Source organism: Sphingobacterium sp. UBA7249 (assembly GCF_002472835.1).
GTDB lineage: Bacteria > Bacteroidota > Bacteroidia > Sphingobacteriales > Sphingobacteriaceae > Sphingobacterium > Sphingobacterium prati.
Genome location: NZ_DKST01000017.1, coordinates 21,657 through 46,610, shown reverse-complemented (window position 1 = coordinate 46,610; position 24,954 = coordinate 21,657). Strand labels below are relative to the sequence as shown.

The window sequence follows — 24,954 nt, the reverse complement described above, 5'->3', positions numbered from 1 at the left end:
TATCTAAAGGGTAAGGTCGTCGATTTAGACAAGATGTTGCCAGAAGTTCGCGTGTTTGCTCCTGCGACAGTAGCGAATATGATCTGTGGTTTTGATATACTGGGCTTTGCGCTAGAGCAGCCGGGGGATGAAGTTATCATGCGACGCAAGCAGCAACCCGGGGTGACTATAAAGGAAATCACAGGAGATGATGGTAGGCTCCCGCTCGATCCGAGTAAAAATACCGTATCCGCTTGTGTTCAGTATCTATTGCAAGCACTAAACATTGCGTCTAAGGTCGGCGTTGAAATTGAATTGCATAAGCACATGCCAATTGGGTCAGGTCTAGGATCTAGCGCAGCGAGCACCGTGGCTGGCCTTTTTGCGATTAATGTTATGCTGGGCGATCCATTAACAAAGGAAGAATTATTGCCGTTCTGTGTCGAAGGAGAACGCTTGGCCTGTGGTACTGGACATGCTGACAATGTTGCGCCAGCACTATATGGTGGGATCACCTTGATTAGAGGCAATGAGCCTCTGGATGTTATTTCTATTCCTTCACCGAAGGAATTAGTGGCAGCAGTGGTGTTTCCACAGGTCGATGTCCCCACACGTGATGCACGGCAATTAATCAAAGATAAAGTCTTATTAAAAGATGCTGTGACGCAATGGGGCAATATTGCCGGATTGGTAGCAGCTTTATTTAAAGAAGATTATGATCTGATTTCCCGGAGCATGAAGGACATCCTTATAGAGCCTACGCGAGCAATATTGATTCCGCAGTTTTATGAAATGAAGGAAATTGCCCTACAGCATGGCGCCCTGAGCTTCGGTATTTCAGGTTCAGGTCCCTCGGTCGTTGCAATAACACGGGATGAGCAGGTCGCAAAAAATATTGCAGACAAAATTCAGGCACACCTTAAAGAAAACGAAATAGAGAGCTTCGGTTATGTTTCAAAGGTAAATCTTGAGGGGCCAAAGGTATTAAATTAAAATTTTTACTATACCACGGATATGTAATTGAGCGTGGTATAAAGCACATCTTACTTTGTTGTAGAAAGCGCACATCGTGCACCTTTTAGATGATTCAGAATAGATGTAAATTAAAATATGTATTAAAAGATGAAATTTTACAGTACAAATAATAAAGCATTAGCTGTGTCTTTCAAAGATGCCGTATTTAATTCGCTGCCAGCAGATAAAGGATTATATATGCCTGAACAAATCCCGCAACTGGATCCTTTATTTATCAAAAATATCCAACAATATTCTTTGCAGGAAATTGCGTTGGAGGTAGCCTCGACAATTTTGGATAATGATATTCCTAAGCCGGATTTAAAGAAAATCGTCGATGAAGCGATTAATTTTGAAGCACCCGTCAAATTCCTGACCGATAGTACGGCTGTATTGGAGCTATTTCACGGACCTTCTTATGCTTTTAAGGATTTTGGAGCTCGATTTATGAGCCGTATCATGGGATACTTTTCTAAAGCAGATGATAAATTGCTGGATGTACTCGTCGCAACTTCTGGCGATACTGGAGGAGCTGTAGCATTAGGTTTCTTGGGAGTAGAGGGGACTCGCGTGACCATATTATATCCCAAAGGTAAAGTTTCGGAAGTACAAGAGCTACAGTTAACCACGAACGGCCAAAATATACGTGCTCTTGAAGTCAATGGTACATTTGATGATTGTCAGGCGCTCGTGAAACAGGCTTTTAATGATGAAGCACTCAATCAAACCTTGCGATTGACATCTGCCAATTCAATCAATATTGCCCGATTGATCCCGCAAACTTTTTATTACTTTTATGCCTATGCCCAACTGAAATCACAAGGCATCAATGAAGTCGTGTTTACCGTACCAAGTGGTAATTTTGGGAATATTGGTGCAGGTTTGCTCGCCTATAAAATGGGGCTTCCTGTCAAACATTTTGTGGCAGCGACGAATGTCAACGATACCGTACCGAGATTTCTTGTTTCAGGACAATACGAACCTAAACCTTCTATCCAGACATTGAGCAATGCCATGGATGTGGGTAACCCAAGCAACTGGGTACGTATTCAAGACCTGTTTGCAGGTAATATGGCGGAATTAAAGGCTATGCTTTCCTCTTATACCTTTACAGACGAAGAAACGAAAGAGGGAATGAATAAGCTCGTTCAGGAATCAAATTACATTGCCTGTCCACATACGGCGATTGCGTGGCTTGGTGCGAAAGCTTATGCTAAAGAAAATCCAGGTCATTACGCTTCGGTTTTCTTATCTACGGCACATCCCTGCAAATTCCCGGATGCAATTGATCCTGAAGTGTTCAAGGAAATTGCGCTTCCAGATGGCGCAGAAACATTGCAAGGAAAAGAAAAACTAGCGGAACCTTTGGAGGTAGACTTCGAAGCGTTCAAAAGATATCTAATCAACCATAACTAAACGCGGAGGGCTCCATTAGGAGCCCTTTTTTATACCAATATAGTTATCTATATAATTCTTTAATTCGAGTAATGTCTTTATCTTCCTCATTTTTAATTGCGGGTTCAGGATCTGATTTTTTGCAAGAAAATGTAGTAGTAATAATTACTGTAGTTAATAAAAGATGTTTTAAATTCATTTTGTAAATGTACGAGAATATTTCTTTCAGTATTTTTTTTATTGCAAATAAAGAATCAAAATTTTACAATTAATAAGTTAATTTTGCAGTAATGAAATCAGTTTATTTGAATAAGGGTAAGGATAAAGCTGCCTGGCAATTGCATCCTTGGGTATTTTCTGGAGCAATTAAATCATTGTCCGATAAGATAGAAGATGGCGAAGTTGTTGGCGTATTCAATGCCGAGCGAGAGTTTATCGCATATGGATTATTTCACAATAGTTCCCGGGTAGCCATTCGTTTATTGGAATGGAATCCACAAGCTCACATTGACACGGATTGGTGGCGTATCCGTATTCAAAAATCGGTGGCTGCGAGGCAACATTTGCTCCAAGATGGTATGACGAATACGGTTCGTCTCATTTTTGCAGAAGCAGATTTTCTGCCTGGATTAATCGTTGATAAGTATGCTGATTTTATCTCCATTCAGGTTCATTCGGTAGGGGTAGAAAAGGTTAAAGACATTATTATCGCGGAATTAAATACCCTGCTCGATCCTACAGGTATCTACGAGCGGAGTGATCTAAAGTCCCGGGAACATGAAGGCTTGCCTGATACAAATGGTCTTTTGTCTGGAGAGTTGCCGCCTGAATTTGTAGACGTTATTGAAAATGGCCTTCATTATAAGGTAAATATTATTGACGGACAAAAGTCAGGATTTTACTGTGATCAGCGGGAAAACAGGTTATTGACCGCGCAATATGTTGCGGGTAGACGAGTATTGGATTGTTTCTGCTATTCTGGTGGATTTACGTTGAACAGCTTGAAAGCTGGAGCAAGTGAAGTTGTATCCGTCGATAGTTCGGCATTGGCGATTGAAACTCTTGAAAAAAATGTAGCCGAAAACGGATTTGAGCCAAGTCGGCATAAAGCAATATTGTCTGACGTCAATAAGCAATTGCGTAAGTTTATAGATGAGGGTGAAAAATTCGATTTGATCGTCCTGGATCCACCAAAGTATGCACCTTCCCGTTCAGCTTTGGAAAGAGCATCACGGGCTTATAAAGATTTGAATCGTCGAGGTTTAATGCTGTTGAATAGCGGTGGGTTATTGGCGACATTCTCTTGTTCCGGAGCGATGGATATGGACACCTTTAAACAAGTACTTGCCTGGGCCGCATTGGACGCGGGTAAAGAGATACAGTTTATTCGGCAATTCCATCAACCCGAAGATCATCCTGTTAGGGCCTCCTTTCCAGAAGGGGAATACCTCAAAGGATTGTTGGTACGTGTATTATAAATAAATGCAGATATATAGGTTGATTTGAATAAATCGACCTTTTTAATTTAAAGCGAGATCATGATCAAAGAAAAAGAAACTAGACCTATTTTTTCTATTTTGTTTGCCGTGAGTATGGTGCACCTGCTGAATGATCTTATTCAGGCTGTAATTCCTGCCACTTACCCTTTATTAAAAGAAGAACATCACCTGAGCTTTTCTCAGGTAGGGATGATTACATTGGTATACCAGATTGCGGCTTCTATTTTTCAGCCCGTTGTAGGTTCATTTACAGACAAGCATCCTGTTCCATATTCACAGATTATCGGGATGTCATTTTCGCTTGTGGGTATGTTGTTGTTTTCTCAAGCACATACTTATGCATGGATATTGTTCTCCGTTTTTCTTGTTGGTATTGGTTCCTCAATTTTCCATCCTGAATCTTCGCGTGTAGCTTACATGGCTTCAGGTGGTAGAAGGAGTATGGCCCAGTCTATATTTCAGATCGGTGGAAATGCAGGTACTGCTTTGGCACCTATTATAGTTGCGTTTTTGGTTTTACCTCGAGGGCAGCAAGCAATTGCCTGGATGTGCTTGTTTACAATTGTTGGCCAGTGTATTTCTTATTATATCGGAACTTGGTATAAACGTCGACTTGCAAATGTTTCAAGAGCGACAAAAAAGGTTATTCGTGTGCCGGATCTTCCCAATTCACGTATTGTAGCAACAGTTATCATTCTATTGTTATTGATTGTGTCAAAGTATTTCTATATCGCTAGTATTACTAATTATTTTCAATTTTACACCATGAAAAAATTTGGGATCAACGAAGTGGAAGCACAGGTGTATCTGTTTTATTTTCTGATTGCTGTCGCCGTAGGTACGTTATTGGGAGGCGCTTTTGGAGATCGTTTTGGTCGGAAATACGTAATTTGGTTTTCTGTTTTAGGAGTGGCTCCATTCGCATTGGCCTTGCCTTATGTGGGGCTTACCATGACTGGAATACTGATCGTCATTATTGGATTGATATTATCTTCGGCCTTTCCTGCCATTATTGTATATGCGCAGGAATTACTACCTAAAAAATTAGGGATGGTCTCGGGATTATTTTACGGTTTTGCATTTGGAATGGGCGGAATAGGATCGGCCGTTCTGGGATGGCAGGCGGATCACACGTCCATTGAATTCATTTACCATCTATGTTCTTATTTGCCCTTAATTGGGGTGGTAGCTTATTTTCTTCCAGACTTACAAAAGACCCCTTATAAAGAGATTTAGGTTAAGATTTATTCAACAAAGAAGGGCGGATGTTGTCAAAATATCCGTCCTTCTTTGTTTATATTATTTGATGCAGTCCATCCAGGCTGTTGCCATCATCTGCGCTCCAGCAAGCGTGGGGTGTACACCGTCCGCTGCCCAGTAAGCTCCCGGAGCTGTCTTTTGTGCATTGTCAAAGATTTTCTGATAGGGAAGAAGTATCGCATTAAATTCTTTTGCAATATCCCGAGCAGTCTCCTGGTAAGCTAAAAACTTGGGATACCAAGCATCCGTGATATGGCCGACACCTTTTACGGCGAAAGGTTCTCCAATAATCAGTTTAACATTCGGAAGTTTCTGCAAGGTCTCCTGCAACAATTGTTGGTATTGGGATTTATATTCTTCAACAGTTGTTTTGGCGCCACGATCGATGGTTCGCCAAAAATCATTTACACCGATCAAGATACTCAAAACGGTTGGTTTGATTGCCAAAGTATCCGCTGTCCAACGTTGTTGAAGGTCGGGAACACGGTTGCCGCTGATTCCAGTATTGTAAATTTTCAGATTCTTTGCGGCATACTTATTCAATAGTTGGCTGGCGGCCAGTAAGGCATACCCTCGGCCTAATGCGTTTGTATCATTGGCGTTTCTGTTGTTTCGATCCCGGCCTACATCCGTGATTGAGTCACCCTGAAATAGAATGACATCTCCGTCATTCAAACTTATTTTTGAAGATTTAAAGTTGTCTTCGCCGGCATAAACGTCGTTGCCCAATAAATTGGCTCCAGTCAAAAGACCGGCGCCAATAATACTTTTTTTGATAAATGATCTACGGTTTGTGCTCATTATTAGGTTTTTGTTACGTATTAAAGTTACATACTTTAAGCATACTTTTCCAAACCTTTTATAATGATGTTACAGGATTTTTCTATTTCAGCTTCAGTAATGGTCAGTGGCGGAGCTACGCGAAGTGCTGTTTCACAATGTAGGTACCAGTCAATCATCACTCCATGTTCTGCACAGTATTTACTGACATTATAAACCTGCTCAAAGCTGTCCAATTGTAGACACATCATCAACCCTAAGCCCCGGATTTCTTTAATTGCCGGATGGTTAAGTTTTTTACGAAATAGATCGGCTTTATGTGCCACCTGTTCAACGAGTTTTTCCGATTTGATCACTGCAAGCGATGCACGGGCGGCAGCACAACTCACAGGATGCCCACCGAATGTGGTGATATGACCCAACATCGGATTGTCTTTAATGACGTCCATCACTTCTTTGGCAGCCACGAAGGCACCCAATGGCATACCCCCTCCGATGCCTTTGGCCAACATAAGGACATCAGGCACAATACCAAAATGCTCAAAGGCAAATAGTTTTCCTGTACGACCAAAACCTGTTTGGATTTCATCGAAAATGAGCAGTGTACCTGTTTCATCACAACGCTTTCTTACGGCCCGCATATAGGCGACATCAGGAACCCTGACTCCTGCTTCTCCTTGAATAGCTTCCAGAATCACTGCAGCCGTATTATCTGTGATTTTTGTTAAGTCTTTAGGATCGTTAAAAGAAATAAAGTCTATGTCTGGAAGAAGCGGCGCATAGGCTTTGCGATATTCATCATTTCCAATAAGGCTGAGTGCCCCTTGGGTACTTCCATGATACGCCTTTTTGGCTGCGATAATTTGCTTTCTTCCGGTGTACTTCTTAGCAATTTTCATAGCACCTTCTACAGCTTCTGTTCCACTGTTGGTCAAGTATACCGATTGGAAATTTGAAGGCAATTCTGCCAATAATTCTGTGGCAAATTGAACTTGGGGAGCTTGTACAAATTCACCGTAGACGGTGACATGTAGATACTGATCGAGCTGGGCCTTTATTGCTTCAAGTACTTTTGGGTGACGATGACCGATGTTACTCACATTAAATCCGGAGACAAGATCCATATATTCTTCTCCGTTAGGTCCATATAGGTATACACCTTCGGCCTTAACCACTTCAACCAACCTAGGCGAGCTAGAGGTTTGGGCGGTGTTCATTAAAAATAATTCTCTATTGCTTAACATGATTTTACAAATGTCCGAAAATAAAAAAGAAGTCTTCAAGACTTCTTTTTTATTTTCGAGATTATTTTCGTCTATTTTGTAAAGATTTGTAGAGATGTTCCCTGAACTCTTGCTCTACTTCAAAGAATTGTGAAGCTCGGGCACTACCTATCACCTTGGCAAACTTTGCACGATAGTCCTTCTTAATCTGCACCTCTTTGGCGTCATATTGCAGTACATCCCTCGACCGTCCCCTAAAACTGTTTTTAGGAGCACCATTCAATTTTTCTCTCCGAATATCCCATAATGTCTGACTATATTCATTATAGAGCGGAAAGAACTGCTGAGCTTCTTTAGGAGTCAAATCTAGTTCTTTAGTAATATAGGCTATCTTTTCATTTTCAATAGCTTGGAATCGGTTTCTGTCTTGCGCAAAGCCCAAGGCAATAGAAAATATACTAAAGAACAATGTTATCCATATGTTTTTTTTGTTGAACATCATTATAAGGTATAGTTTAGATAATCTTCTATCTCTTGTTTAGATATATTACTGCCAAATCCTTTCGTTGGGAGATTTGTTTCATCCGTATATTGTGACATATATACTATGTCATCACCAGAAGCAGAGGCAGAAAGATAATTAATAATTTCCTGCTTCGGAATTTCAGATAAATGTTGACTTAACTGGGCTTCAGCTACGTTATCCTGTGGGATAGTATTTTGCTGTTGATATTGATATCCCCAATATCCACCAAGGCCCAGCATTGCTGTAAACGAAGCTGCTACCGCATATCTGGAGTACCATTTTTTTGGTTTACCTAAGCGACGGATAGGGGTCGTTTCCCTTTCTTCTTTGCGCTCCTGAATAGTGCCGATAATTTTGTCTGAAAGTGTTTCAAAATAATGCGGTGGAACGTCAAAGTCTGTCGTAGGAGCTGTAGCTTTTAATTTTTCTTCAGCAAGACTGGCGAAAATAGCTTCTTCAAGATCTGCATGATAATCTATTGGAAGGGCGAAACCATCCGTTTGGACAGCTTGCTTCAATTCTGTTTCAGCAATACGGGAAAAAATAGTTTCTTCAAGATTTGTATGATAGCCAACAGGAACAGCAAAGCCCTCTGTAGGAACGCTGTCTTTTAACTGTTGTGCTGCAATATCTGTTGCGATATTTTGCTCAAGTGTTTGGAAATAACCTGTTGGTACTGTAAAACCGTCCGATTGGATTTTTTCTTTTAAATTTTCTTCCGAAATGCGATGAAAGATGTCTGCTGTTAATATCCCAGCATATTGTTCAGGAATATCAAAACCATCCATAGCAACTAGCGTTTTGAGGGAATCCTCCGCTATTTTGTTTAGCACAAGATCTGGGAGTGAATCAAAGTACCCTTCCGGAACCTCAAATGCAACTCCGTCTTTGCATTCAATCCATTTGACATGCGCTATTATTTTAGATTCTAAATCACTGAAATAATTCTCAGGCACGCCAAAAGGGTTTTCACGCAATGATTCTGGAAGATGATTAGATTCCAGCCCATCATGATATGTGCTATTTTCCTTCATAGTATCTGTTAGAACCTAATTTGGCTAAAAGGTTTAATCGTTGTTATTAAAAAAAGCCTCTATTTTTTTTACTGCCAAATGATAGGACGCTTTTAATGCGCCAACACTTGTGCCGAGTACTTCAGAAATTTCATCATATTTCATGTCTTCAAAATATTTCATATTAAAAACCAATTTCTGTTTCTCCGGTAACGTTAATAAAGCCTGCTGCAATTTCATCTGAGCTTTGTCGCCATTAAAATAATTGCCATCAGCAAGTGTTTCTGCTAAGTAAGCAGTCGTGTCGTCATCCAACGACACGTTCTGCTTCTGCTTTTTTTTATTTAAGAATGTAATACATTCGTTTGTTGCGATGCGATATAGCCAAGTATACAATTGTGAATCTTCACGGAAATTCCCGAGGTTCTTCCATACTTTGACAAAAATATCCTGTACGACATCATCAGCATCATCGTGATCGATTACCATTCTTCGCACATGCCAATAAATCTTTTGTTGATATTTTTTCAACAATAAACGGAAAGCTTCTTCTCGCGTACTTTCTTCGGCGAACTTTGCTATAATTAAAGCGTCATCCATATATTGACCTGTGAAGTTTTTTGTTATTTTCTTTTGATTACCTTTTGAGCAGCAGCTACGATAGCTTCTGCATTCAAACCATATTTTTCCATGAGTTGTGCTGGAGTACCTGATTCCCCAAAACTATCATTTACGGCTACATATTCTTGTGGGCTAGGTAATTCTCTTGCCAATACCTGTGCAACGCTGTCGCCCAATCCACCAAGACGGTTATGTTCTTCGGCGGTAACGACACATTTTGTTTTTGCAACTGATTTCAAAATTGCTTCCTCATCCAACGGTTTGATGGTATGGATATTGATAATTTCAGCATTGATGCCCAATTCCGCTAATTTTTCACCCGCTTGAATAGCTTCCCAGACCAAGTGGCCTGTAGCGATGATGGTTACATCTGTACCTTCGTTCAATAAAACGGCCTTTCCAATTACAAATTCTTGATCAGCAGGCGTAAAGTTTGGAACTACCGGACGGCCGAAACGTAGATAAACCGGCCCTTCAAATTTTGCAGCAGCAATGGTAGCTGCTTTTGTTTGATTGAAGTCGCAAGGGTTGATTACAGTCATTCCAGGTAACATTTTCATCAATCCGATATCTTCCAAAATTTGATGAGTAGCACCATCTTCACCTAAGGTTAACCCCGCATGTGAAGCAGCGATTTTTACATTTTTGTCCGAATAAGCAATAGATTGGCGAATTTGGTCGTAAACACGTCCTGTTGAAAAGTTGGCGAAAGTACCTGTAAAAGGAATTTTTCCACCGATTGTAAGTCCAGCAGCGATGCCCATCATATTAGCTTCAGCAATACCGATTTGGAAGAAGCGTTCTGGAAACTCTTTTATAAAATCGTTCATTTTCAATGAACCGATCAAATCTGCACATAATGCAACTACGTTTTCGTTTTGTTTTCCTGCCTCTAATAAGCCTGCACCAAATCCCGAACGTGTATCTTTTGACTCTGTATAAGTATATTTTTTCATTCTAGTAATCTCCTAAAGTTTCTGAAAGTTGATTCAACGCCGACGCTAATTGTTCGTCATTTGGAGCAACACCATGCCATTTATGAGAACCCATCATGAAATCAACACCACTTCCCATTTCAGTATGCATTAAAATAATGACTGGTTTACCTTTTCCAGTACGCGATTTAGCTTCCGTTAAGCCCGCAACTACTGAAGACATGTCATTTCCTTTTGCAATTTCCATCACATCCCAGCCAAATGCTTCCCATTTTGAGCGAAGATCACCCAAGGATAATACTTGATCTGTAGACCCGTCAATTTGTGCTTTGTTATAATCAATGGTAGCAATCAAGTTGTCAATTTTGTTATGTGGGGCATACATTGCAGCTTCCCACACCTGACCTTCCTGCAATTCACCATCACCCATTAGTACATAAACTAGATTATTGTCTTTATTCAATCTTTTGGCCTGTGCGGCTCCTATAGCAACAGATAATCCTTGGCCCAATGATCCCGACGCAATACGAATGCCCGGAAGACCTTCATGTGTAGTTGGGTGGCCTTGTAGTCTAGAATTGATTTTTCTGAATGTTGCTAATTCGCTTACTTCAAAATAGCCTGCATGGGCCAATGTACTGTAAAATACAGGCGAAATATGTCCGTTTGACAAGAAAAATAAATCTTCTCCTTTTCCATCCATATCAAAGGAAGGATTGCGTTTCATTGCATTGAAATAAAGCGCTACAAAGTAATCTGTACAACCTAATGAACCACCTGGGTGTCCTGATTGACAAGCGTGTACCATACGCACGATATCACGTCTTACTTGTGATGCAATTTGTTCTAGTTTGTTAATATCTGCACTCATTTTTTTTGTTGGTTTCACAATTGGTCGTAAAGTTAACTATTTTTAAGCTAGATGCTTGTTAAAAAGTGAATTTCTTTAATTTTATACAGCGTATTACCAATTGCGTTTTGCTGAATAAGAATTCCGCTTACGAACAGTCCCTATTTCAATTTTCGCCTTTTAATTTTGGCTTTTTTTGTACCTTGCTTTAATTTATAAAACCCACAATTTTCAAGATAATGCCCAAACAATTTAAACGTTTTTTGCTTGTTGCTACCTTTTTCACGCTACAGTTCTATTCTTCTGCCCAAGAAAAATCTATTTATCATAAAGGGTGGATTGACTTCAATAAAAATGGTAAAAAGGATGTCTATGAGGATTCCAAACAATCCATAGCGAGTCGCGTAGATGATTTATTGAGCCAGATGACTACGCAGGAAAAGGCCAATCAGACTGCTACCCTCTATGGCTACGGAAGAGTGTTGAAAGATGAGCAGCCAACAACAGCTTGGGATAATGAAATATGGAAACATGGATTGGCAAACATTGATGAAATGTTAAATAGTCTTGCCTATAATAAGTCGGCGAAAAGTTCCTTTTCTTATCCTTTCAGTCGCCATGCCCAGGCATTGAATAATGTACAGAAATGGTTTGTTGAACATACTCGTTTGGGGATCCCCGTTGATTTTACGAATGAAGGGATACATGGTCTTAACCACGATCGGGCAACACCGTTGCCAGCCCCCATTAATATCGGAAGTACCTGGAATACCGGATTGGTTAGAGCAGCTGGTGAAATAGTAGGGAGGGAAGCAAAATACTTAGGGTATACCAATGTCTATGCACCGATCCTGGACGTTTCCCGAGACCCTCGGTGGGGGCGTGTTGTTGAGACCTATGGTGAAAATCCTTTTCATATTGCTGAGATAGGGAAACAAGCCGTATTGGGTATTCAACAAAGTGGCGTGGCTTCAACGTTGAAACATTATGCCGTTTATTCTGTGCCAAAGGGAGGTCGGGATGGAAATGCTCGGACAGATCCGCATGTTGGTTTCCGTGAAATGCACGAGCTTCATTTATATCCCTTTAAACGGGTAGTTAAAGAGGCTAAACCGTTGGGTATCATGAGTAGTTACAATGACTACGATGGTGTACCTGTTTCTTCAAGTAAATATTTTCTGCAAGATTTATTACGCAAGGATTATGGGTTCGAGGGATATATCGTTTCGGATAGTGAGGCACTGGAATTTATCAGCAGTAAACATCACGTTGCCTCGGATTATAAAGATGCGATACGACAAGCGCTGGAGGGCGGACTTAATGTCCGCACAAATTTCGATCCGCCGAGTACTTATCTTACACCGCTGATGGAGCTCATCAATGCGGGAGGACTTGACATGAAAGTATTGGATCAGCGCGTTCGCGAAGTGTTAACGGTTAAGTTTAAGTTGGGACTATTTGATCATCCGCTTATTACTAATACTACTTTAGCTGATCAGAAAATCCATACACAGGCCGATAAAGATATTTCCCTACAAGTGAATAGAGAATCTATTGTGTTGCTGAAAAACGAACAGAATTTACTCCCTATAGCTATCAATAAATATAAACGAATTTTGGTAACGGGCCCTATGGCCGAAGCGACAAATTACACAACAAGTCGTTATGGACCATCCAATAATCCAATTACGACCATCAAGGATGGCATCATGGAATATGCAAAAAGCAAAGCAATCCAGATAAACTATACGAAAGGTGTGGATGTGGTCGATAAAAACTGGCCTGAAAGTGAAATTATACCAACGGATCTGTCGAACGAGGAAATTGAAAGTATGAACAAGGGTATTCGTCTTGGGAATGAATCGGATCTGATTATCGCTGTGATGGGGGAGTCGGAACGCGAAGTTGGTGAAAGCCGATCTCGTTCGGATCTCAATCTCCCTGGTAAACAGCGTGATTATCTGATGAAGTTAAAAGAAACAGGAAAGCCTATCATCTTGGTGCTCGTTAATGGACGTCCATTGACTATCAATTGGGAAAATAAATACTTGCCAGCTATTGTGGAGAGCTGGTTCCTCAGTGGCCAATCTGGTCATGTCGTGGCAGATATGTTATTTGGTGAATTTAACCCGAGTGGTAAGCTCCCAATTTCTTTTCCGAAATCTGTCGGACAGATAGAAATGAACTTCCCTACCAAACCAGCAGCCCAGGCGGGACAGCCTGGTGTCGGTCCCAATGGTTGGGGAAATAGTCGGGTTGTTGGTTTTCTTTACCCTTTTGGCTATGGATTAAGTTATACCGACTTTCAATTCTCAAATTTACGTCTGAACAAAAAGCAGATTCGGCCAACGGACTCCTTGGTTGTTACGGTAGATGTGGAAAATATTGGAAAAAGAAAAGGTGCAGAGGTCGTTCAGTTGTATATAAAGGATCTTGTATCTTCCGTAACAACTTATGAAATGGACCTGCGCGGTTTCGAAAAGATCGAATTAAATCCTGGTGAGAAAAAATCTGTCCAATTTTCAATTTTACCGATACACCTCGAGCTGTTGGATCAATACAATAAATGGACTGTAGAACCGGGCAAATTTGAAGTTTTTATTGGAAACTCATCTGCTCACTTACCATTGAAAGATTCATTTGATGTTGTCAATTAGTGACACCTAATAGATACTCTTTACAAAAAAGATATTAATATCTCAGTATATACAGGGGCTGAAAAAGAAAAAGGATTCAACAAATATGATATTGTTGAATCCTTTTTCTTTATTTCTATATATGAGTAATCATTACATCGCTTCTGCAACAACCTCAGTTACCTCTGGGACCATACGTTTTAATAAACCTTCGATACCAGCTTTAAGTGTGATCGTTGATGAAGGGCAGCCACTACATGAACCTTTTAATTCAACAGTTACAATGCCTTCGTTGAAGGATTTGTAATGAATTGCACCACCATCCTGTTCAACGGCAGGTCGTACATAATCATGTAATACCTGTTGTATTTTTACTTCAGTTTCTGTTCCTTCAAAGTTTACCTCAGGATCATGATGTGCCGCTTTTACTGCAAGCTCGGATTCAACAGCACCTTTTACAAAGTCTTTCAATAGCGCTTCAATATCTTCCCATTCTGCATCTTCTGTTTTGGTAATGGTAACAAAATTGCTCGCAAAAAATACTCCGTTTACAAAATTGAATTTAAACAGTTCCTGAGCGAAAGGTGATTCTTGTGCAGCTTCTTTATTTGGAAAATCCACACTACCGTTGATCAATAATTTATTGACCAAAAACTTCATGGTTGAAGGATTGGGAGTAGATTCTGTATATACGTTGATAGTAGCCATTTAATTATATTTTTATTCCAAACAAAGATATGTCAAAAGATGCGTTGTTAAGGTCATTTATAAGTCAAAGCTTATAATGTGACCCCTGTGTAATTTGAGGGGCTGATTGCTTTCAGTTCTGCTTTGACCTCTTCAGACACGTTGAGATTATCGACAAACGTTGCAATGGTCTCTTTGGTCACGTGTGTATTGGTACGTGTAAGATCTTTTAATGCTTCATAAGGTTTTGGATAGCCTTCCCTGCGCAAGATCGTTTGTAACGCTTCGGCAACAACGGCCCAATTATTTTCAAGATCATTCGCTAGGGCCTGTTCATTCAATATCAATTTACGTAAACCTCTCAATGTCGATTTTACCGCAATTAAGGTATGTGCAAATGGAACACCGATATTACGTAACACGGTTGAATCTGTTAAGTCCCTTTGAAGACGTGAAATCGGTAATTTAGCTGCTAAATGTTCAAATATAGCATTGGCAATGCCTAAATTTCCTTCTGCATTTTCAAAGTCAATTGGATTGACTTTGTGTGGCATTGCAGAAGAGCCAATTTGACCAGCAGTGATTTTTTGCTTAAAATATTCCATGGAGATATAAGTCCATATATCACGGCACAGGTCGATAATAATGTTATTGATTCGTTTTAATGCATCACAGCTAGCGGCAAAATTGTCATAGTGCTCAATTTGGGTCGTAGTTTGTGAACGATCCAATCCCAAGATAGTATTGACAAAGTTATTACCGAAGTCAATCCAGTTGGTTTCTGGATACGCTACATGATGAGCGTTGAAATTACCTGTTGCTCCACCAAATTTTGCTGAGTACGGTACTGTATGTAAAAGCTGTAGCTGACGTTCAATTCGTTCGATGAAAACATAAAGTTCTTTACCTAAACGAGTTGGAGATGCGGGCTGCCCATGTGTACGGGCGAGCATTGGAATGTCTGACCAGGAGGTCGCCAAAGACTTTAATTCATGGAGCAATTCATCAATGACCGGTGTATAACTTTCTTTGATCGCCTCTTTCCAGGAAAGTGGAATGGCCGTGTTGTTGATATCCTGAGATGTTAAGCCAAAGTGAATAAATTCAAGATAATCCTGTAATCCCAGTTTTTCAAACTGATCTTTTAAAAAATATTCAACAGCTTTAACATCATGATTGGTAACTTTTTCAGTGTTCTTGATCCAGATCGCATCTTCTTCAGAAAAATTTCGATAGATATCTCTTAATTTTTCGTTCAACGTTTTATCGAAATGTTGCAACTGGGCGATTCCTGATTCGCTTAACGCTATAAAATATTCGACTTCGATGCGTACTCGATATTTTATTAAGGCAAATTCAGAGAAAAAAGCCGCAAGCTCATTGGTGTTATTGTAGTAGCGTCCGTCAATAGGCGTAACTGCTGTTAAAGATGATAAAGCCATAGATTGAATGATTTTTGGCAAAGGTAAAAAAATGCTTGGAGCTTAGCAATTTAATTGGAATAGATATAAAAAAAGCCTCCATTAACAGGAGGCTTTTTATGCTGTTGAAATTCTGTTTCAGAGAATTAGTGAGCAGCTTTAGTTGAGTCAACGGCAGTTTTAGCTGAGTCAACAGCAGTTTTAGCTGAATCAACAGCAGTATTAGCTGAATCTAAAGCAGTGTTAGCTGAGTCTAAAGCAGTGTTAGCTGAATCAGTAGCTGCGTCAGTTTTTTTACCAGTTTCACCACATGAAGCGAAGGCTACAGTTAAAGCCAATCCTAAGAAACCTAATTTGAATGCGTTTTTCATTTTATTAAAATTAAAAGTAATTTCTAAATCTTGTTATTTAAGACTTGATACCCGTAAATGAAAAAGGTAACCCTGCTTCTTAATATTTTTTAAAAAAAGAGAGGCTTCTCTTGCGAAAAGCCTCTCCAAATACGTTATTCAGTTTCTAAAAATTATTTTTTAGTAGCAGCTGAATCAACTTTAGCAGCAGCAGAGTCAACAGCAGTTTTAGCTGAATCAACTTGAGTAGCAGCTGAATCTAATGTGTTAGCAGCAGAATCAACTAAAGCAGATGCTGAATCAGCAGCACCTTCAGCTTTTTTCTCTGTATTGTTACAAGATGCGAAAGCTACAGTTAAAGCTAAACCTAAGAAACCGAATTTTAATGCGTTTTTCATTTTCTAATTTTCTAATTTAAATTGAAATATTTTCTTTTTCATTTCTTAATACACCGAACCCCAAAAGGTAACCCTCCAAAAAAAATATTTTTTTAAAAAGATGTAACTATTTGAAATGTAGTTGTTTATTTATCTGTAGTGATACGCAGATCAACCCATTCAATTGGATTTATTGGCTTAAAATTAAAAAATAATGGATCAATATCCTTGTTTGGACAGTTATTAGGATAAGGTAAGAGCAAGAAAGTAGTATGTTACGCTGGCTGTTTGCACAAACAATTTTCAATTATTTTTATTATTTTAAGCAGAAACCCTGTAAAAAAGAATGACGATTATGTTTGATAAGGTTAAGAATATAATGGATTTGGCAAAATCAATAGACTTTGGCAAATTGGAGGAAATCTCGAAAAAGGTAGATCTAGGCGCCGTCATGGATGCGGTCTCAAAAATGGACGATAAGCAACTCCGTGGTTTAATGAAGATGCTGAATGCCGGTAATCAGAAAAAAGAATTACCCCCTATCAATGGAGATTTCTACGATATGGATAGCAAATTAAATGGATCAGACCGCGAACTTCAACTAAAGGTACGTGAGTTTATGGAGGTGGAGGTAAAGCCTATTGTCAATAAATATTGGTTAAGGGACGAATTTCCTTTTGAAATTGTACCAAAACTAGCTGCCTTAAATATCTGCGGGTATACCTATGAGGGATATGGATGTATGGGCGGAAGTTCGCTGATGGAAGGCATTATTGCGGCTGAGATTGCACGGGTAGATGCTTCAGTCGCTACTTTTTTTGGTGTACAGAGTGGTTTGGCCATGGGGTCGATTTATATCTGTGGATCGGAGGAACAAAAACAAGAGTGGCTGCCAAGAATGCAAAAGATGAATGTAATTGGTGCTTTTGGTCTGACCGAGCCAGAAGTTGGTTCGGGAGTCGCGGGCGGTTTGACAACAACTTGTAAGAAAACCGAGGGGGGATGGGTGTTGAATGGTCAGAAGAAATGGATTGGCAATTCGACCTTTTCTGATATCACGATCGTCTGGGCAAGAGATCTCGATGATGGCGAGGTGAAAGGTTTTATTATCCGTAAAGATAATCCCGGTTTCTCTGTTGAAAAGATCAAGGACAAAATGGCACTGCGGATTGTTCAGAATGGATTGATTACCTTAGATAATTGTATTGTTTCCGAGACAGACCGATTGCAAAATGCCAATTCTTTTAAAGATACGGGCAAAGTCCTTCAGATGACACGCGCAGGGGTGGCATGGATGGCAGTAGGCTGCGCGCGCGGAGCCTATGAAAATGCGCTGGATTATACACGCAAAAGAAAACAATTTGGTAAACCTATCGCATCTTTTCAGTTGATCCAAAATCATTTGGTCGAAATGCTTTCTAACCTTACGGCTATGCAAACGCTTGTCTTTCGGCTTTCTGAACTCCAGGATGCAGGGCAGCTGCGAGATGAACATGCTTCGCTTGCAAAAGTCTTCTGTTCATTGCGTACGAGAGATATTGTATCTAAGGCGAGGGAGGTTATGGGGGGAAATGGCATTTTATTGGAATATAACGTCGCCAGATTCCTTGCCGATGCCGAGGCTATTTATTCTTATGAAGGGACCAAAGAAATTAATTCGCTTATTGTTGGAAGAAGTATCACTGGATTTAGTGCCTTTGTTTAAAACGTTTGCCAAATTTTGATGGGAGCGAGAGAAGGCTGTAATGAATAAAAAGAGATAAGGCGCNNGCGCCTTATCTCTTTTTATTCTATTTGCGCTTAAATCTCATAATCGCAATGTCACCCATGATAAAAGTCAGTGTGTTTTCACTGACATCGTAGCTGTTTACTTTTTCTAATGTAGAAAAGAAAGTCGCTTCACCGCTGCCTTCGCAAGCCATTTTCGTAGCCATGATCGGTCCAAAACTTATTTGGTGACCATCTGTCTTAAATGTAGCGTTGTAATTGTTGCAACTGCTATTACCATTCACTTTTCCGTCTGCTGTATTGAAAGTCATCGTTGGTTTACGGTTGGGGTATAGCCCTTCAAAAGCGATGCGTGGTCCGGAAATGTAATCGAGTTCCCATGTTCCGCTTAAATTTTGCTTTTCCTCCAATAACTTAAATTTTGCCAAAGGAGCCATTTTTGCCTTATTTAAACTGAGGATACCATTTTTAACGGTGTAGTTGTCCGCTGTGATCAACGCTTTGGATAAAGCTTGCTCGATGGACATATCCGGACAGGCCATCATCGTTGACATCCCCTGTGCGAATTTAATTTTTCCATTGGCAGAAAAAGTAAGTTCACCGCCTATGCCGTTGCAACCACCGCTGGCGCTGTATCTTTTTTCTTCCAGTTTGAGAAAAGGAACTTTGCCATTGACCTGCGGGGCGACCGCTTTTCCACCGATTTCTATTAGTTGCCATTTTTTTCCAATAATAGCAGATGTATTGCTGGAATCCTGTTTATCTGAATTCTTTTTCAGCGTTGAGCAACTTGCCAGCGCAAGAACAGTCATCATCAATACCACAATGTTTCTAAATCTCATCTTTTAATTTTTTTATATAAACATCATTTTTAACGTTTGGTTTGACAAAGTGCTACAAAAAACGACTAACAAAGAAGGCTTCCTTATTGGAAGCCTTCTTTATCAGTTATATAAATCGTATTATTTATTCTTTTTTTGTTGTGCTTGTTGTTGCGAACGCATCATTTCTTCCATTTTAGCCTGGAAGCTGGATTTTTTCTCAACTTTTGGATTCTTTTTATTTTCTTCCAATTTAGCTAAGATTTTATCGTCATTGACCATTGAACGGATAACCAACTGTGTTAAGAATGTAAACAACGCACTTAAGAAGTAGTAATAGTTCAAACCAGCAGGGAAGCTATTCAAGACAAAGAAGAAGATCAAAGGCATAATATATCCTATGTATTTCATTTGACCAGTAGCGCCTGAAGTCGCATTATTATACCAAGTGGTCAACAATGTTGTCAGGGTCATCAAGATACACATCAGTGAAATGTGATTGAATGATCCAAAAATAGGTGCAAATGTGAATAAAGTGTCATAGGTTGACATATCCTTCATAAACAGGAAACTTTCACCTCTCAATTCAAATAAGTTTGGAAAGAAATAGAAGAAAGCAATGGTAAAAGGCATTTGTAACACAAGTGGTAGACAGCCTCCGAGCGGATTCACACCAACTTGTTTATACAATTTCATCTGTTCCTGTTGCATCAACATTTGATTGTCTTCACCGACTTTTGCTTTGATTTCATCCAATTGTGGTTTTAATACACGCATTTTGGCCATAGAGACGTATGATTTGTACGTCATTGGTGAAAGAACCAATTTCAACATCAAGGTCAACAATAAAATCACGATACCGTAGCTCATGTGGAAACCATCTAGGAAGTTGAATACGGGTACAGTGATCCATTGATTGATCCAACGCATAGGTCCCCATCCCATATTGATGATCGATTGGTAATCATTTCCCTCTGCTTTCAGTACATTGTATTGATTTGGACCAAAAAAGAAATTCAACGAATAATTGTTGTCTTTATGATTGTCAAAAGCCAACTCGGCATTGGTGTTATAAAATTTTACCACATCATTTTCTGTCGCATGTTTTACATCGATTTTCGCGTTAACGAATCCATCTTTGGCATTTAGGATACTTGAAAAATAATGCTGTTTAAATGCAATCCATTGCACTTTCTTTTCCAATGCTTCATCATCGTCTTTGGATTCCGATAAATGGTCTACTTTATTGTCTTCTTGATAATAGAGTGTAGATTTTTGTCTTTCAGATTCAATGTTTTGTTCTTTTTGTCTCAAAACAGTATTCCAGTTCAGTGTCAATGTTTTCTGACTTTGCGGAATTAGGTTTTGAATCCCCTTAGTATTGATATCTAGACCTACGTGATAGCCTTTTCCAGCGATGGAATAGACATATTCAATATATTGATCGGCGCTATAATTCAATTTGAATTTTACCGATTGTTTTCCTTCACCCGAAACCTGGATATCCGAAGATTCAGTATCGAAGAATAAATCATTTGTCGAGATGTTTTGTCCTGCGGCATTGAACAGGAAACCAAATTTATTGTCATCACCTTCAAAAAGCATCAAAGGTTTCCCATTGAAATTCTTTTCGTCTTTCAATTCAACCGATTTCACTTTACCACCTTTTGTACTAATTTTGGCGATGATTGCTTCATTTTCAAGTGTAATGATTTTTTCAGTACCAAATTTTGATGCACCAAAAGGTTTTTTCAGTTCAGCTGAATCTGCAATCGCTGCTGTTTGCGCTGTTTTAGCTTTCGCGGTAGAGTCGCTTTCTGCCGGCAGCCCTTTTGCTGCATGCGCTTTTGCTTCTTGTCGCGCTTGTTCTTGTTTGATTTCTGATTCTGAAGGCTTCATCAGGTAAAATGAACCAGTGATGATAGCAAACATCAGGACCAAACCAATTAGGGTATTTCTATCCATCTTTAATAATTAAACTTAATTCGTTTTATCCTTCTATACTACTTTGATTTCTTGTTGGCCAAAGCAGCGGCTACAAAGCTAACAAAAAGTGGGTGAGGATTTGCAACAGTTGACTTTAATTCTGGGTGAAATTGTCCCGCAACGAAAAATGGATGGTTTTTCAATTCGACAATTTCAACTAAACCAGTCTCCGGATTGAAGCCCGAAGCAATCATTCCTGCAGCTTCATATTGTTTTAAATAGTCATTGTTAAATTCATAACGGTGACGGTGTCTTTCCGAAATTTTTGTTTTTCCATAAATCGCAAAGGCTTTGGTTCCTTTTTTAATCTCGCAATCGTATGCACCTAATCGCATCGTACCACCCATATTGGTGATATTTTTTTGTTCCTCCATCAGATTGATAACCGGATTACTGGTATTCGCATCCATTTCAAAACTATTGGCATCTTTTAACCCTAATACGTTTCTTCCGAATTCAATGACCGAACACTGCATACCCAAACAGATACCAAAGAATGGAATGTTATTTTCACGTACATATTTAATCGCGTTCAATTTGCCGTCCAGACCACGTTCGCCAAAACCTGGAGCCACCAATACACCATCCATGCCTTTTAATTTTTCAGCAACATTTTCTTTTGTAACACTTTCAGCAGCAATATAGCTTACTTTTACTTTACATTCATTTGTTGCGCCGGCGTGGATAAATCCTTCAGTAATGGATTTATAAGCGTCTGGAAGTTCAATATATTTTCCAACCAGAGCAATGCAGACCTCGTTTGTTGGGTTTTTGAGCTTGCCTAAAAAGTTTTTCCAGTTTTCCAGATCCGGTTCGTTTTTGTTAGATAGTTTCAGCTTTGTTAATGCCGTTTTGTCGAGATTTTCTTTCAACATCAATAAAGGGACATCATAGATGGTAGAAGCATCGATAGATTCAACAACGGCATTGATGTTGACATTGCAGAACTGCGCTAATTTTTTGCGGATCTCTTGAGATAATTTGTGCTCTGTACGGCAGACTAGGATATCTGGTTGCACACCATATTCCAATAGTGTTTTGACGGAGTGCTGTGTTGGCTTGGTTTTAAGTTCACCAGCTGCTGCTAGATAAGGAACCAAAGTCAGGTGGATAACCAAGGAATTATTCGCGCCCAGTTCCCAACGCAGCTGTCTTACCGCCTCAACAAACGGGAGGGATTCGATATCGCCTACAGTTCCACCGAGCTCTGTGATAATAATATCATACTCGCCCGATTGACCCAAAAGCTGCATGCGGCGTTTGATTTCATCAGTGATATGTGGAATGACTTGAACTGTTTTTCCTAAATATGCACCTTCGCGCTCTTGTTGAATGACATGTTGGTAGATACGACCTGTTGTTACATTATTCGCCTGTGAGGTAGGGACGTTCAAAAAACGTTCGTAGTGGCCCAAATCAAGGTCAGTTTCGGCTCCATCTTCAGTAACATAACATTCGCCATGCTCATAAGGATTCAAGGTTCCTGGGTCAATGTTAATGTAAGGATCGAATTTTTGAATGGTCACTTTGTAGCCACGTGCCTGGAGAAGTTTAGCAAGGGAGGCTGCAATAATACCTTTCCCTAACGACGAAGTAACGCCGCCCGTAACAAAAATATATTTAGTCATAACAATTAAAGGATTTTCAATTTTATGTGGTCAAAATGACCAATAATAGTTGCTTTATGTACGGGATACAAAGATAGCAATTTTTTATTCAATATTATAATTGAACTTCGACTGAATAAGAAATTAAAAATCGATGTTGCCCCGGTTATCAATTGTTGCCTTTAAATTCGGTTGCGATTTTGACTTTATTTCAATGCGATAAAAGTTACTTGCATTGAAAAATCCGAGATGATAATGGTTGCCAACTGTATCAATTTCTGGATACAATTTGCTTAATTCAGTGAGTGATGTGGCGTAGCGCTTATTCGTATTTTTATAAATCTGTTGCAGGTAAAAAATATTCCAGGCTGTTTTCTCCAACGCCAAAAACCGGTCGTCTACAAATTGTTGATTATCTTGATCTATAAATTTGATATGTCCCCATCTTTCTGGGTAATGCATGTTGATCAGACCAATAGGTGACCATACCCAGTTTTCTTCCGCAAGCGGCTTACCGGACTGATTTTTTCTTTTGATATAGCCTTTATCATTACTGTCATAATGCCATTGTACCCGGGAAAAGTTTATCTTCCAAATTTCATTTGTCTTGATCTGGTCTCCTTCACCAAAGTATTTTAGACTTCTGACAGGAATTTTCATTTCGACTGTCCAAAAGCTGTCTCGATCGGCTGGGTTATTTATTGTGCCGGCATGGTAGACCGCGCTTTGAATATTTTTGGTATCCCAGTTTAAATTAGCTTTGCCGCCGAAGCGATAAGGTTTGGTCATCAAAAGATCCATGATGGTATTCAATGCATTGACTTCGATTTCAATATATTCAGAAGATTGGAGGTTGGGCTTCAGGAAGACTTCAAAATCGTTGTCATGATAGATGATGGTGTCTTTCTGTCTGAGATAACCATTGATATGAGGCTCTTCCAATTTCGCAAAGAGATAGAGATGCTCGTTGTCCCATAGCATTTTGACACGAGTTTCGAGTGCTGGGTTCGGTTTGCCTATACCTTCAATGTCTTTGAACGTATTTGTCCACCGTGCTTTTGCCCAAGAGACTTCGTTGTCTTTACCGTCAATTTCGATCGGACTTTGAGCTTTTTGGACATAATAAGTCTCGGGTATAGACTGCAGTTGGAGAAAATCCTTGATGTTTCGCTGTGCGAAAATGGCTAGGGTCTGGAGTGTAAGAGCGAGAATAAAAAAAATAGTTTTCATCAAATATTGTCTGTCTATTAGCCGCTAGGAAATTTTTGTAGGGACACTTATCAAATTGTTATATTAAGTATCAAACTTCCAATGATCTTTGTGTTTAGGATATTGGCGATGTTAAAAGTAAGTAAAATGTTTTAGCTCAACAAAAAGGAGGAATTGTTTTTAACAAAGTAGTGTATTTGTCTTAATTTTATTACAGTGGTATCTGACACTTTATGCCATTAGGGGGTAGGCTGGCCAGGTAATGGAAAGGGAAATAAAAAAAGGCTTTGAAATTCATCAAAGCCTTTTTTTATGCTGTGGTAGTCGTAATTAGATTCTTTTCGATTTAATACGAGCAGCTTTACCAGTAAGGCCACGTAAATAGAATAATTTCGCGCGACGAACTTTACCGTAGCTGTTTACTACAATTTTTTCAATGTTTGGTGAGTTTACAGGGAAAATACGTTCAACACCTACACCGTTAGAGATTTTACGAACGGTAAAAGTAGCGTTAGCACCTTCGCTGTTTAATTGGATTACTACACCTTGGTACACCTGAACACGCTCTTTATTTCCTTCGCGAATTTTATAATGAACGCTGATGGTATCTCCGGCTTTGAAAGCGGGAATTTCATTTCTTACTACCGCTTGTTCTTCTACAAATTTTACTAAATCCATGATTTCGAGTAATTATTAACGATTTATATCCTGTAAAAATCGGAATGCAATATTACGACTTATTTTTTGAATATGAAAATACTTTTTGAAAAAACTATCGACTGTTATTCAAATCGGATGCAAAGATATGAAAATGAAATGGATAATCTAAAGTTATTTTGAATATTCCTTTATCAGGCTAATCAACCTTGTTTTTGAGCTTAATAATGGCACTTAAAAATGATTGAGGTAAAAGTATTGATCAATTAATCAGTGATTTAGTGGGAAAATTAAGTTTGCCTCTTGACAAATTGAAAAATTGATTCGATATTTGTGCCACACAAAACAAAGGTGATACCTTTTCGGGGTGTAGCGTAGCC

The 24,954-nt window shown here is 39.4% G+C and carries 22 protein-coding genes; 6 read left to right on the top strand and 16 right to left on the bottom strand.

The genetic code is table 11. From position 1 onward, the window contains the following. Positions 1-33: 33 nt before the first annotated feature. The 4 genes from B4A24_RS14030 to B4A24_RS14015 all read left to right on the top strand — a co-directional run bounded on the left by B4A24_RS14030 (position 34) and on the right by B4A24_RS14015 (position 5,123). Positions 34-972, top strand: coding sequence for a homoserine kinase (locus tag B4A24_RS14030; protein ID WP_293945834.1), 939 nt, complete (start codon positions 34-36; stop codon positions 970-972). A 129-nt stretch (positions 973-1,101) separates the two neighbouring features. Beyond that, positions 1,102-2,409 (top strand): threonine synthase, encoded by a 1,308-nt coding sequence (thrC, locus tag B4A24_RS14025; RefSeq protein WP_293945762.1) that lies wholly within the window; start codon positions 1,102-1,104, stop codon positions 2,407-2,409. A 269-nt stretch (positions 2,410-2,678) separates the two neighbouring features. Then, positions 2,679-3,866: a class I SAM-dependent rRNA methyltransferase gene (locus B4A24_RS14020; protein ID WP_293945760.1), complete on the top strand. Its 1,188-nt coding sequence runs from the start codon at positions 2,679-2,681 to the stop codon at positions 3,864-3,866. Positions 3,867-3,926: 60 nt separating this feature from the next. Further along, complete coding sequence (locus B4A24_RS14015; protein ID WP_312400231.1) at positions 3,927-5,123, top strand: MFS transporter; 1,197 nt, start codon at positions 3,927-3,929, stop codon at positions 5,121-5,123. Positions 5,124-5,186: 63 nt separating this feature from the next. On the opposite strand, the gene B4A24_RS14010 is transcribed toward B4A24_RS14015, so the two are convergent. From B4A24_RS14010 to B4A24_RS13980, 7 genes are all read right to left on the bottom strand, one after another. Continuing rightward, on the bottom strand, positions 5,187-5,948 hold the full coding sequence (locus B4A24_RS14010; protein ID WP_293945758.1) for an SGNH/GDSL hydrolase family protein: 762 nt from the start codon (positions 5,946-5,948) through the stop codon (positions 5,187-5,189). A gap of 35 nt (positions 5,949-5,983) precedes the next feature. Beyond that, on the bottom strand, positions 5,984-7,171 hold the full coding sequence (locus B4A24_RS14005; protein WP_293945757.1) for an aspartate aminotransferase family protein: 1,188 nt from the start codon (positions 7,169-7,171) through the stop codon (positions 5,984-5,986). A gap of 61 nt (positions 7,172-7,232) precedes the next feature. After that, on the bottom strand, positions 7,233-7,652 hold the full coding sequence (locus B4A24_RS14000; RefSeq protein ID WP_293945755.1) for a hypothetical protein: 420 nt from the start codon (positions 7,650-7,652) through the stop codon (positions 7,233-7,235). Beyond that, positions 7,652-8,710: a hypothetical protein gene (locus B4A24_RS13995; protein WP_293945753.1), complete on the bottom strand. Its 1,059-nt coding sequence runs from the start codon at positions 8,708-8,710 to the stop codon at positions 7,652-7,654. The genes B4A24_RS14000 and B4A24_RS13995 overlap by 1 nt, the downstream gene beginning before the upstream one ends. 33 nt (positions 8,711-8,743) lie before the next feature. Beyond that, positions 8,744-9,289 carry an RNA polymerase sigma factor gene (locus tag B4A24_RS13990; RefSeq protein WP_172396563.1) on the bottom strand — a complete coding sequence of 182 codons (546 nt, stop codon included), beginning with the start codon at positions 9,287-9,289 and terminating at the stop codon, positions 8,744-8,746. A 23-nt stretch (positions 9,290-9,312) separates the two neighbouring features. After that, the gene (locus B4A24_RS13985; protein ID WP_293945751.1) at positions 9,313-10,266 is read right to left on the bottom strand and encodes a transketolase family protein; all 954 of its coding nucleotides are present in this window, start codon (positions 10,264-10,266) and stop codon (positions 9,313-9,315) included. Between the two features lies 1 nt (position 10,267). Then, a complete protein-coding gene (locus B4A24_RS13980; protein ID WP_172396565.1) occupies positions 10,268-11,116 on the bottom strand; it encodes a transketolase in 849 nt (282 codons plus the stop codon). Between the two features lie 218 nt (positions 11,117-11,334). On the opposite strand from B4A24_RS13980, the gene B4A24_RS13975 reads away from it, so the two are divergent. Continuing rightward, positions 11,335-13,752: a glycoside hydrolase family 3 N-terminal domain-containing protein gene (locus B4A24_RS13975; RefSeq protein WP_293945748.1), complete on the top strand. Its 2,418-nt coding sequence runs from the start codon at positions 11,335-11,337 to the stop codon at positions 13,750-13,752. A gap of 132 nt (positions 13,753-13,884) precedes the next feature. Here the strand turns inward: B4A24_RS13975 and B4A24_RS13970 are convergent, their stop codons facing one another. From B4A24_RS13970 to B4A24_RS13955, 4 genes are all read right to left on the bottom strand, one after another. Continuing rightward, positions 13,885-14,439, bottom strand: a complete 555-nt coding sequence (locus tag B4A24_RS13970; protein ID WP_293945746.1) for a NifU family protein — start codon at positions 14,437-14,439, stop codon at positions 13,885-13,887. Between the two features lie 71 nt (positions 14,440-14,510). Next, positions 14,511-15,860, bottom strand: coding sequence for an adenylosuccinate lyase (gene purB, locus B4A24_RS13965; protein ID WP_293945744.1), 1,350 nt, complete (start codon positions 15,858-15,860; stop codon positions 14,511-14,513). A 125-nt stretch (positions 15,861-15,985) separates the two neighbouring features. Continuing rightward, positions 15,986-16,210 carry a hypothetical protein gene (locus B4A24_RS13960; RefSeq protein ID WP_108636751.1) on the bottom strand — a complete coding sequence of 75 codons (225 nt, stop codon included), beginning with the start codon at positions 16,208-16,210 and terminating at the stop codon, positions 15,986-15,988. Positions 16,211-16,362: 152 nt separating this feature from the next. Then, positions 16,363-16,587, bottom strand: coding sequence for a hypothetical protein (locus B4A24_RS13955; RefSeq protein WP_172396568.1), 225 nt, complete (start codon positions 16,585-16,587; stop codon positions 16,363-16,365). A 334-nt stretch (positions 16,588-16,921) separates the two neighbouring features. Between B4A24_RS13955 and B4A24_RS13950 the strand changes: the two genes are divergently transcribed. Then, on the top strand, positions 16,922-18,271 hold the full coding sequence (locus B4A24_RS13950; RefSeq protein WP_409456485.1) for an acyl-CoA dehydrogenase family protein: 1,350 nt from the start codon (positions 16,922-16,924) through the stop codon (positions 18,269-18,271). 85 nt (positions 18,272-18,356) lie between these two features. Here the strand turns inward: B4A24_RS13950 and B4A24_RS13945 are convergent, their stop codons facing one another. The 5 genes from B4A24_RS13945 to rplS form a co-directional block, all read right to left on the bottom strand. Next, positions 18,357-19,136, bottom strand: a complete 780-nt coding sequence (locus B4A24_RS13945) for an META domain-containing protein (RefSeq protein WP_172396570.1) — start codon at positions 19,134-19,136, stop codon at positions 18,357-18,359. Between the two features lie 120 nt (positions 19,137-19,256). Continuing rightward, positions 19,257-21,080, bottom strand: a complete 1,824-nt coding sequence (gene yidC / locus B4A24_RS13940) for a membrane protein insertase YidC (RefSeq protein WP_172396571.1) — start codon at positions 21,078-21,080, stop codon at positions 19,257-19,259. A 38-nt stretch (positions 21,081-21,118) separates the two neighbouring features. Then, positions 21,119-22,729: a CTP synthase gene (locus B4A24_RS13935; protein WP_216660866.1), complete on the bottom strand. Its 1,611-nt coding sequence runs from the start codon at positions 22,727-22,729 to the stop codon at positions 21,119-21,121. A 123-nt stretch (positions 22,730-22,852) separates the two neighbouring features. Continuing rightward, positions 22,853-23,938, bottom strand: coding sequence for a carbohydrate-binding family 9-like protein (locus tag B4A24_RS13930; protein ID WP_172396572.1), 1,086 nt, complete (start codon positions 23,936-23,938; stop codon positions 22,853-22,855). Positions 23,939-24,247: 309 nt separating this feature from the next. Beyond that, a complete protein-coding gene (gene rplS, locus B4A24_RS13925; RefSeq protein WP_077437627.1) occupies positions 24,248-24,595 on the bottom strand; it encodes a 50S ribosomal protein L19 in 348 nt (115 codons plus the stop codon). Between the last annotated feature and the right edge of the window lie 359 nt (positions 24,596-24,954).

Excerpts from the sequence above, each read along its gene's own strand:
- B4A24_RS13960 (WP_108636751.1), bottom strand. The coding sequence starts at position 16,210 with ATGAAAAACGCATTCAAATTAGGTTTCTTAGGATTGGCTTTAACTGTA.
- B4A24_RS13930 (WP_172396572.1), bottom strand. The coding sequence starts at position 23,938 with ATGAAAACTATTTTTTTTATTCTCGCTCTTACACTCCAGACCCTAGCC.
- B4A24_RS14000 (WP_293945755.1), bottom strand. The coding sequence starts at position 7,652 with ATGATGTTCAACAAAAAAAACATATGGATAACATTGTTCTTTAGTATA.
- B4A24_RS13995 (WP_293945753.1), bottom strand. The coding sequence starts at position 8,710 with ATGAAGGAAAATAGCACATATCATGATGGGCTGGAATCTAATCATCTT.
- B4A24_RS13945 (WP_172396570.1), bottom strand. The coding sequence starts at position 19,136 with ATGAGATTTAGAAACATTGTGGTATTGATGATGACTGTTCTTGCGCTG.
- B4A24_RS14010 (WP_293945758.1), bottom strand. The coding sequence starts at position 5,948 with ATGAGCACAAACCGTAGATCATTTATCAAAAAAAGTATTATTGGCGCC.
- B4A24_RS13935 (WP_216660866.1), bottom strand. The coding sequence starts at position 22,729 with ATGACTAAATATATTTTTGTTACGGGCGGCGTTACTTCGTCGTTAGGG.
- B4A24_RS14030 (WP_293945834.1), top strand. The coding sequence starts at position 34 with ATGTTGCCAGAAGTTCGCGTGTTTGCTCCTGCGACAGTAGCGAATATG.
- B4A24_RS13970 (WP_293945746.1), bottom strand. The coding sequence starts at position 14,439 with ATGGCTACTATCAACGTATATACAGAATCTACTCCCAATCCTTCAACC.
- B4A24_RS13985 (WP_293945751.1), bottom strand. The coding sequence starts at position 10,266 with ATGAAAAAATATACTTATACAGAGTCAAAAGATACACGTTCGGGATTT.
- B4A24_RS14020 (WP_293945760.1), top strand. The coding sequence starts at position 2,679 with ATGAAATCAGTTTATTTGAATAAGGGTAAGGATAAAGCTGCCTGGCAA.
- rplS (WP_077437627.1), bottom strand. The coding sequence starts at position 24,595 with ATGGATTTAGTAAAATTTGTAGAAGAACAAGCGGTAGTAAGAAATGAA.
- B4A24_RS13950 (WP_409456485.1), top strand. The coding sequence starts at position 16,922 with ATGTTTGATAAGGTTAAGAATATAATGGATTTGGCAAAATCAATAGAC.
- B4A24_RS13980 (WP_172396565.1), bottom strand. The coding sequence starts at position 11,116 with ATGAGTGCAGATATTAACAAACTAGAACAAATTGCATCACAAGTAAGA.
- B4A24_RS14005 (WP_293945757.1), bottom strand. The coding sequence starts at position 7,171 with ATGTTAAGCAATAGAGAATTATTTTTAATGAACACCGCCCAAACCTCT.
- B4A24_RS13975 (WP_293945748.1), top strand. The coding sequence starts at position 11,335 with ATGCCCAAACAATTTAAACGTTTTTTGCTTGTTGCTACCTTTTTCACG.
- B4A24_RS13955 (WP_172396568.1), bottom strand. The coding sequence starts at position 16,587 with ATGAAAAACGCATTAAAATTCGGTTTCTTAGGTTTAGCTTTAACTGTA.
- B4A24_RS14015 (WP_312400231.1), top strand. The coding sequence starts at position 3,927 with ATGATCAAAGAAAAAGAAACTAGACCTATTTTTTCTATTTTGTTTGCC.
- thrC (WP_293945762.1), top strand. The coding sequence starts at position 1,102 with ATGAAATTTTACAGTACAAATAATAAAGCATTAGCTGTGTCTTTCAAA.
- purB (WP_293945744.1), bottom strand. The coding sequence starts at position 15,860 with ATGGCTTTATCATCTTTAACAGCAGTTACGCCTATTGACGGACGCTAC.
- yidC (WP_172396571.1), bottom strand. The coding sequence starts at position 21,080 with ATGGATAGAAATACCCTAATTGGTTTGGTCCTGATGTTTGCTATCATC.
- B4A24_RS13990 (WP_172396563.1), bottom strand. The coding sequence starts at position 9,289 with ATGGATGACGCTTTAATTATAGCAAAGTTCGCCGAAGAAAGTACGCGA.